The sequence below is a fragment of the Frankia sp. CeTa3Moorea genome (assembly GCF_978021225.1).
Genome location: NZ_CDXDOR010000214.1, coordinates 1 through 6082 on the forward strand (window position 1 = coordinate 1; position 6082 = coordinate 6082).

Below are 6082 nucleotides of genomic sequence, written 5' to 3' on the forward strand. Positions count from 1 at the left end.
CGAGAATCGAGGCTGGTGCGATCCCCGTGGTCAGGGTGCCCGACGTGGACAACGCGTGGATCCAGGTCGGACCGAAGCCGCCAGCCACCATGCTCAGCCCCGCGGCGAGCGCGACCGCGGCGGCATCGGCCGCGAGCAGCACGGCGCCGGCGCGGATCGGGCGTCGCGCCGGCCGGGCGGCCCGCAGATGCGCCAGCACCAGCCAGGCGACGCCGAGGAGGGCGGTTGCCTTGACGCTTCCGGCCACGCCGACCAGCGCCGTCGCGGCGGCGCCGAGCGCGGCCTGCCGAGCCGTCGGCGTGCTTTTTCCCTCCGGGCCGGACGCCGGTGCCGAGACGAGCCGTCGGCGGTCCACCACCAGCGCCGCCACGAGCAGCGCCGCGGCCGTTGCGTCGAGGTGGGCTCCGCCGATCAGGTGCACGACGACGACCGGATTGGCCGCGACGAGCACCATGACCAGGGCCCGTCGGCCCGGCTCCGGTCCGGCGAGCCGTAGCGTCAGGACGACCATCGCGATCGTTGCGAGGATCGCGACTATCTTGAGCAGCGTGACCGTCCCGGCCGGCCCGCCGCCGAGGGCCGCGGCGCTCTTCTCCACGGCGACCGCGGCACCGCCATAGGGCGCATGGGTGTTCCACCACCGGGGGTCGACGGCCCGGACGAACGCCGAGCCCGAGCCCTCAGCGGTCAGCAGGGCGGAGACGCCGTGTGTCGCCGGATCCAGGCCGAGCCTCGCCAGCTCACCCTGAGCGGCGTAGGCGTAGATGTCCCGGCTGAACAGCGGCGGGCCCACCGCGAACGGGAGGCTCCAGACGATCACCGCCGCGAGGGCGGCCCGCGGGGAGGTGCGCCCGGCGATCGTCGCGCGCACAAGCCCGCCCCAGCACAGACACAGAGTGATGATGCCCAGGGCCGCCAAGCCGGCCAAGACGCCCCTTGCGGTATCCGACGGGGCCGCCGATGGGAGAATGCCCCACCAGGAGGAAGGGTCGGTCGTGTGCGGATCGCGCGAACCGAGCCGACCCTCGCTCACCATGGCCACGGCCGCGGCGCCGCCACCGGCGAGGACCAGCAGGGTCACCCTGGTCGGGGCCCGGATGCCGGCAGGTCGGGGCCGGCCGCTGCCTGGTCCGGACGGGACGGGCGTGGCCTGACGCCGCCCGCGGGGCAAGCTGTCGGGTGATGACCGGTCGGAGACGGCGGATGGACTGTCGTCGGTGCGTGGGGGGGTCGCGGGTGACAACGCTCGCGACCCCCGGTTCCTCGCCTGACGCCATCTCGGGGGGGCGGGCGGCGTCGACCGCCCCGGCGACGGGTGGGCCCGGGCACCCCGGGTCGGAGCCTCGCGTGGCCACACTGCCCCAGACCCCTTCCATCGCCCTCGAGCCGCCGCGGCACCGCGGACCGTTCGTGCGGGGTGTTCTCGCCGTCGTCGTGGCGGTTCGCCGCTGGCCCTGGATTCTGACCGCCGCGCTCTGCCTGCTGTGCATCGGTCTCGGCATCACCGGTCCGGACACCCCCGCCCAGGAGTACCGGGTCTGGCTGTTCCGGCACGGCGGAGTGGTGCTCTGGGACGATCAGTGGTACGGCGGTCACACCATCCCCGGCTACAGTGTGCTGTTCCCCCCGCTCGGTGCGCTTGTCGGGGTACAGCCGCTCGGCGCGATCTCCTGCGTCGCCTCGACGATGATCGTGACCCGGTTGCTCCGCGGTCCTGGCCGGCGGGCCGGGCATGATCTGGTCCTTGTCTGGTTCGCGGTCTCGACGGTGGCGAACCTCGTCGTGGGCCGCATGCCGTTCGCTCTCGGGATGGCCTTCGGCGCGCTGGCGCTGGTCGGCGCGCGGGAACGGCACACGAAGCTGACCTGGATCGGCGCGGTCCTGTCGTCGCTGGCGTCTCCGTTGGCCGGCGGCTTCGTGCTGCTCGTCGGCCTCGCGTTGCTGCCGACGATCGGATGGCGCCGCGCGCTCCCGTTCGTCGGCGCCGGATCCGGCATCATCGTCGCGCTTGCGTTTCCCGAGGACGGGTACCAGCCCTTTCCCGCGGTCACCTTCCTGTCGCTGTTGACCCTCATCGCGGTCGGCCTGCTCATCGTGCCCGGGCACGCCCGGCTCATCCGGCCCATCCGGCACGGCCTGTTGCTCTGGGCGGCCGCGGCAGTGGTCTTCTTCTTCGTGCCCACCCAGGTCGGCGGGAACATCACCCGACCGGCGACGCTGCTCGCCGGCCCCGCCGCGGCGTTGTTGCTCGCCGAACGCCGCCGCGTCCTCGCGGTCGCGGCGATCCCGCTGATCGGCTGGCAGATCGGGCCGGTGCACGGGGCGCTGCTCGTCCACGGCGATCCGTCCGGGTCGAAGGCCTACTACACCGAGCTCCTCGACTACCTCGACCGCGGCGCGCCGGTGCCGGCCGGGCGGGTGGAGATTCCCTTTACCCGGGCCCACTGGGAGGCGCGCTTCGTCGCCCCGTCCGTACCCATGGCCCGCGGCTGGCTGCGCCAGCTCGACAGCAAGTACAACGCGCTGTTCTACGACGGCACACTGAACGCCGAGACCTACCACGAGTGGCTGCTCGCCCGCGGCATCCGCTACGTCGCCCTCCCCGACGTCGAGCTGGATCCCTCCGCGGTCGCCGAGGCCAGGCTGCTGCGGGCCGGTCTGCCCTATCTCGAGCTCGCCTGGCAGAACGCGCACTGGAAGGTGTGGCTCGTCACCGACTCCCCGGGTCTGGTACAGGGACCGGCCTCACTCACCGAACTGGGGGTGAGTTCGGTCGCGGTCGACTTCCACGCGCCCGGGGTCGCCACGGTGCTCGTGCATTACACCCCCTACTGGCAGCTGTCGGGGGGCACGGCGTGTGTCTTCCGGGCGGCCGGGGGCTGGACGGGCATTCTCACCGAGTCGTCCGGACCGGTGCGCCTGTCCGCCCGGCTGTCCGTCGACGGCCTGACCCGCGCCAGCGCCCTGGACTGCCCGGTCGGTCAGCGCGTCTCCTGACCTCTCGGGGCGGCTGTCGGCGGGCGGGTGTCTCAGCCCCTCTAGGACGTCCGGGCGCCGGGTGTCCAGGTGACCGGATGTCCAGGTGACCGGGTGACCGGGTGGCCGGACGAACTCACCGGGCGGCGGGTTCGGACACCAGATCCGCGACGACGATGGTGGTGTCGTCCCGGGCACCGGCCAGCAGGGCCGCCTCGACGAGCGCGTCCGCGGCCCGCTCGGGCGGCTCGGGCCCCAGCGCGCTCAGCAGGCCGTCGAGCTGTTCCGGGCTCATCACCTTGGTGATGCCGTCGCTGGCGAGAACGACCCGGTCACCGGCGCGGACCGGCTCGCTGAAGATGTCCGCCTCGATCTCGTCAGCGAGCCCGACGGCGTTGAGCAAGGGACCGTTGCGGATCGCGTGCGGCGTGGTCAGTGCCCGCGGCCGTCCCTTGCCGGGCTGCAACCACACCGAGCTGTCACCCACGTGCGCGACGGTGAGGTACTCGCCGGTGCTCTGCTGGCGTCCGAGGATGACGACGTCCAGCGTGCAGGCCATGCCGAGCCAGGCCGGCTCCTCGCGAGCCCGGGTCCGGACCACCCAGTTCGCCCGTTCCACGGCCTTGCGCAGGCCCTCAAGCGGATCCTCGGCGTACTGCGGGCGGAAACCCGCCACCGTGGTGACCGCCAGCGTGGACGCGATCTGGCCGGCAGCCTCGCCACCGACCCCGTCCGATACCGCCAGCAGCCCGTCGACGACGACGAACGCGTCCTCGTTGGGACCGCCGCGTCTGCCCCGGCGGGTGCGCCCCGCGGCGGCGAGTCGCAGCGCGGCGGCCGTCGTCTGCTCCGGCTCGATCGCCATGAGATCGCCCGCCTGCCCCCTCGGGGGAGCGGGCGGAGCCACGGGGATGGTCGTCGCCGTGGGGGAGCTCTCCCACGGCGTGTCCTCAACCGTTCGGGTCGGCTCGGCACCGCGCGGAGCCGGCGCGTGTTCCCCGGGTGGCGGGAGGGGATAGTCGCCGGTCGCCGGGTCGTAGTAGCGGGTGGCATCCGCCCGTTCGTCACCGAAGGCACCGGGCCCGAGGTGCGGCTGACCGGCGGGCGGTGGCGTCCAGCCGGTGGACTCGGGATCGCGGTCGCCTTCACCGCCGCCGACGGAAACCTGCGAGGTCACATCCCCTCCCCATGCCGCGCCTGCGTCCGGGACGCCGCTCGCGCTGTCCGCTGACCTGTCCGTCGTGTTGCCCGTCGCACCGGTTGCCGAGGAGACCGGCGTCGGCTCGGCGAAGCCGGGGACGATCCCGTCGGGCGGGGTGACGTCAGAGCTGTCACGGATCGGCACCGTACCGTATCGGTGGCGCTGATGGTCGAGGCCACGGGAGCGTCGCTGGTTCTCTCCGGGCCGGACGGGTCGGTTGTTGAGGATGACGAAGACCAGCCCACCCACCAGCAGCACCACAATGAGCATGATCGGTACCAGCGGGCTACCCATGGCCTCCGTCCTCGCCGTAGCAATTACGATCACGCTGTAGGACGTGTCGCCAGCCGTCTTCCTTCATACCTAAGGGCATCAACTCAGAAGAGACCGGGTATGTGTCGCGACACCGACACAAGTGCTGCGCATTGTTCCAGACTTGGGCGCGGCCGAGTAGGGCCGGCGCCCGGGCGGCCCCGCCGCGAGGCGGGCGCCACGAAGGATGCCTCCGGTGACGCCACGAAGGATGCCTCCGGTGAACGGTGACGGCCCGTGTCGGGGGGCGCGAGACGGTGATTGTTCGCCGCCGCATCAGCGCACCACGGTGATGAAGATTACCAAGGTCAGGCACAACGTCACGGTGAGCACGGCGGTCATGGCGAGCCTGGTGGTTCTGGCGCGCCACGGGAGCAGGCGGCGCCTGAGCGGTGCGGGTCGGCTGATCGCGGCGATCACCTGGCTCTCGACGAAGCCGGGCAGCTCGCTCGCGGCCCGCAGCCGCGGGTCGTCGGGGAGGTAGAGCGCCACCAGTCGGCGCACGACGCGTTCCAGGTCGGCGGGGAAGGGGCGATCTGCCTCCGATCCCCGCACTGTTCGGCGGAAGTACCTCTCCGCCGCTCTGGCCAGCTCCGGATCCGTCAACGGCTCCTCCTCCGGATAGGCGGTTCCCTGGCCCGGGGCACCGTCCCGGCGGATGGCTTCGTGCAGATCCCAGGCGTCGTCCCAGTTCGGAACGTGTCGGACCAGCAGCCCGAAGACGCGGGCCGCGTTCAGCTGGCCAAGCCGGCAGGCCCGGAGGAATGCGATCGCCGGATCGGGACCGTCCGGCCAGGTCGGCGAAATGCGGGCGGTGAGCTCCGCACCCAGGACATGTAGATCGTTCTCGAGCGCTCCGGGCGGACCGGGTTCGTGGGACGCGCCGGGCAGGTAGAGGCCGGCGATGCGCCGCACGGTCTGCGTCAGCGGCCCGTCGCCTTGTCCCGACGCGGCCTGGACTGCGATCAACCGATCGAAATACGGGCGGGCACCGGCTCCGAGCACCTCCGCATCAGGGGCCCGCGACGCGGGCTGGCCGGGTGGCCCGACCGGGGAGGCCCCAGCGTAGGCCCCCGCGTAGGCGATGTCATCGCGGATGTCCTCGGCGGTATGCCATCCCGGGGCGTAAAGGACGAGCAGCCGGAACGCATCGGCTCCCCGGGCATGGGTTTCGCGCAGCAGGCGCACGACTTTCGCTGCGGCCGACTCAGGGGGCCACTGCGACCCGCCACCCGTCGGCGCGGCGCCTGTTACCACTTCGTCTGCCAGGGCTCTGGCGAACTCGAAGCCCTCGGGCAGGCCGAACAGGTCGAAGAGGGCCCGCAGCGTCTGATGGATCAGATCGATGCGGCGCCCGGCCCAGACGGCGGGGTCTACCGCGGCCGCCGCCGGGATCGCGAGCGCGGCGAGCCCCGCGACCAGCCTGGTCAACATCTCCACGACCTCGCGCTGCATCGTCGTCACCGCGCGGTGCACCGCGTCGACGTAGGCAGCGCGGTCATGGTCGCTCTGGTAGGCGTCCGGGGCCAGCCGTCGAGTGATGGCCTGAGTGACGTCGCTCGCCGCGCGGGCCAGGACATCGGTACGGCGGCC

The 6082-nt window shown here is 72.5% G+C and carries 3 protein-coding genes and 1 pseudogene; 1 reads left to right on the top strand and 3 read right to left on the bottom strand.

Annotated features, from left to right (window positions below):
• The coding region (gene mptB / locus AC08OV_RS22735; protein WP_476620283.1) for a polyprenol phosphomannose-dependent alpha 1,6 mannosyltransferase MptB at positions 1-1081 on the bottom strand (1081 nt) is incomplete at its 3' end.
• Between the two features lie 266 nt (positions 1082-1347).
• Between mptB and AC08OV_RS22740 the strand changes: the two genes are divergently transcribed.
• Positions 1348-2997, top strand: a complete 1650-nt coding sequence (locus tag AC08OV_RS22740; protein WP_476620284.1) for a hypothetical protein — start codon at positions 1348-1350, stop codon at positions 2995-2997.
• Between the two features lie 115 nt (positions 2998-3112).
• Here AC08OV_RS22740 and AC08OV_RS22745 read toward each other — a convergent pair whose 3' ends face one another.
• The gene (locus tag AC08OV_RS22745; RefSeq protein ID WP_476615646.1) at positions 3113-4471 is read right to left on the bottom strand and encodes a PP2C family protein-serine/threonine phosphatase; all 1359 of its coding nucleotides are present in this window, start codon (positions 4469-4471) and stop codon (positions 3113-3115) included.
• Between the two features lie 294 nt (positions 4472-4765).
• Positions 4766-6082: pseudogene (locus tag AC08OV_RS22750) on the bottom strand (hypothetical protein); the annotation flags it as partial.